This is a genomic window from Euzebyales bacterium (assembly GCA_035461305.1).
GTDB lineage: Bacteria > Actinomycetota > Nitriliruptoria > Euzebyales > JAHELV01 > JAHELV01.
This window is the reverse complement of sequence record DATHVN010000115.1, coordinates 1-2,044: the sequence shown is the minus strand read 5'-3', so window position 1 is coordinate 2,044 and position 2,044 is coordinate 1. Positions and strand designations below refer to the sequence as shown.

Below are 2,044 nucleotides of genomic sequence, written 5' to 3'. Positions count from 1 at the left end.
CGACGCCGGCGGCAGGCGGCGCGCGGCGATCGACGGCGTCGCGGGCGCGTACGCGTCCGGATAGATCGACGATGCCGGGTAGTCGCACAGCACATCGCACATGCGCCAGTTCTCGAGCAGCGGCGCGGTGAGCTCGTCGTCCAGGTCGCGGTGGCGGAGGGCCTCGAGGATCGACCGGTGCAGCAGCGGCTCGTCCTCGACCTCGGGATAGCGCCCGGCGACGATCGGCGGCAGCTGCTTGTCGTCGCCGGCGATCACCACGCGCCCACCATGCCTCGCCCGCGCCCAGGTCGACGCGGGGCAGGCTCGGCCAGGCGCAGCAGGGGGATCGCCGCCTCACCGACCTTCACCTGTGACCCCTCGTCGATGACGATGAGGTCGTACGCGAGGTCCTCGGGTGGCGCCTTGCGAGCCTGCCACACCGTCGACCCGACCACGCAGACGTCGTGCTCGGCCGCCCACGCGGACGCGTCGCCGGGCGCGAGCGACTCCGCTCCGCCACCTGACCCGCCCAGCTTGCGCACCGGCAGGGTGGTGCCGAACACCCGCTGCTCGGCCTGCAGTGCAAGCAGCTTGGCCAGGCAGTTGTCGATCGCCGCGTGGGTCTGGGCGGTGATCAGCACCCGAAGTCGGCGCCCGGCGCGTCGTTGGGCCTCCGCCAGCGCCACGACCGCGAGGGCGACGAAGTGGGTCTTGCCGGTTCCGGGTGGTCCCCACACCAGCTGGACGTCATGGTCAACGACACCGCGGAACGCCTCCCGCTGGCTGCTGGTCACGCCGTGCGCAGCGGCGATCGTGATGGCGGCCGTCCGCACCTGTTCCGGCGGGTCGACCGCGCGGCGGGTGCCGACGGGGTCACGAAGCAGCCGGGTGAACCACACGTCGGTGCGCTCGTCGTGTGCACGCAGCGCAGCGATGACGTACGGGGTGGTCCAGTCGGTGAACAGCCCGTCGAGGTAGCAGACGTCGCCGGGCGACGGCGGATGGAAGATCTCCTTGTGGTCCAGCCCGAGCCGCAGCCGCGTGCCGTCGTCGCCGCCGCGGATCTCGGCGATCCTCGTGATAGCGACCGGGTGGCGCTTCGACGGCCATGGACCGCGGAACTCGTCGTAGGTCAGGCGTGCCTGGCGGCCGGCGTCGGTCGCTGTCGTGAGGACGTGCGAGGCGAAGCTGCTCGCCGACGGCGCCGAGTCGGCGTGCCGCGGGTGCAGCCGGAACCAGTCGTCACCCTCGGCGGTCAGTTCGTAGGTGTCGCCGTTGCCGAAGCCCTCGGTCACGGGACGCATGCGCCTCCCGCGGACGTCGAGGTAGCGCAGCACCCGCTCATACTGCGCGATGAACGCCAGCCGCGACAACAATGGGTCGGTGAAGCCGAAGCTCTCTGGCAGCCGAAAGTTGGGCGGCCACGCGAACAGCACGCCGGTGTCGCGCACCCGCTCACGCAGCCCGTTGATCACCGAGTTGGCACCCCAGACCCGCCACCGCAGGCGCCTGCGGATGTCGTCGACCACCGCGGTGTCGTCCTGCGTCCACGCCCGCAGGATCGCGTCGGCGCGCATGCGGTTGGACAACCGGAAGTCGAACCAGTCGTTGGGGTGATACGTGAATCCGTACTGCGACGGCTGCAGCGCCCGATTGACATCGGCGAACCGGTAGGACACGGGGATCGGCAGGGCGTAGATCCCGCGCAGCACCTCGATGAGCACGACCAGCGGGAACAGCACCTCCTTCTCGGGCTGATCGTCGGCCAGGGCGAGGTCCGGATGCTGGAAGTGGAACAGCACCGCCAGCGCATCCTCGATCACCGTGAGGTCGGTGGACTCCTCGATGACGCGCAGCAGCGCGCCGACGAGCAGCTCGGGTCGCGTCTCGTCCTCGGTGTAAAAGCGGCACGGGCGTAGGTTCCTGACAGACCTACCAAGTCGAGTCAGGAAGGAGCTACGCCCATGCCGACACGAGTATCGCCCACCGACCGCCTCCGCGGCGAGATCGACGCGCTGTTCGCCGCCGACCGCGACCTGGCCGAGGTCCTCGAGGACGTCGC

The 2,044-nt window shown here is 70.5% G+C and carries 2 protein-coding genes; both read right to left on the bottom strand.

The window, feature by feature from the left end; all coding sequences use genetic code 11:
* Positions 1 to 261 (bottom strand): hypothetical protein (locus tag VK923_10820; GenBank protein ID HSJ45160.1); only part of this gene is annotated, 261 nt, incomplete at its 3' end.
* The gene (locus tag VK923_10815; protein ID HSJ45159.1) at positions 255 to 1,805 is read right to left on the bottom strand and encodes an AAA domain-containing protein; all 1,551 of its coding nucleotides are present in this window, start codon (positions 1,803 to 1,805) and stop codon (positions 255 to 257) included. The genes VK923_10820 and VK923_10815, both read right to left, overlap by 7 nt.
* Positions 1,806 to 2,044: the final 239 nt, after the last annotated feature.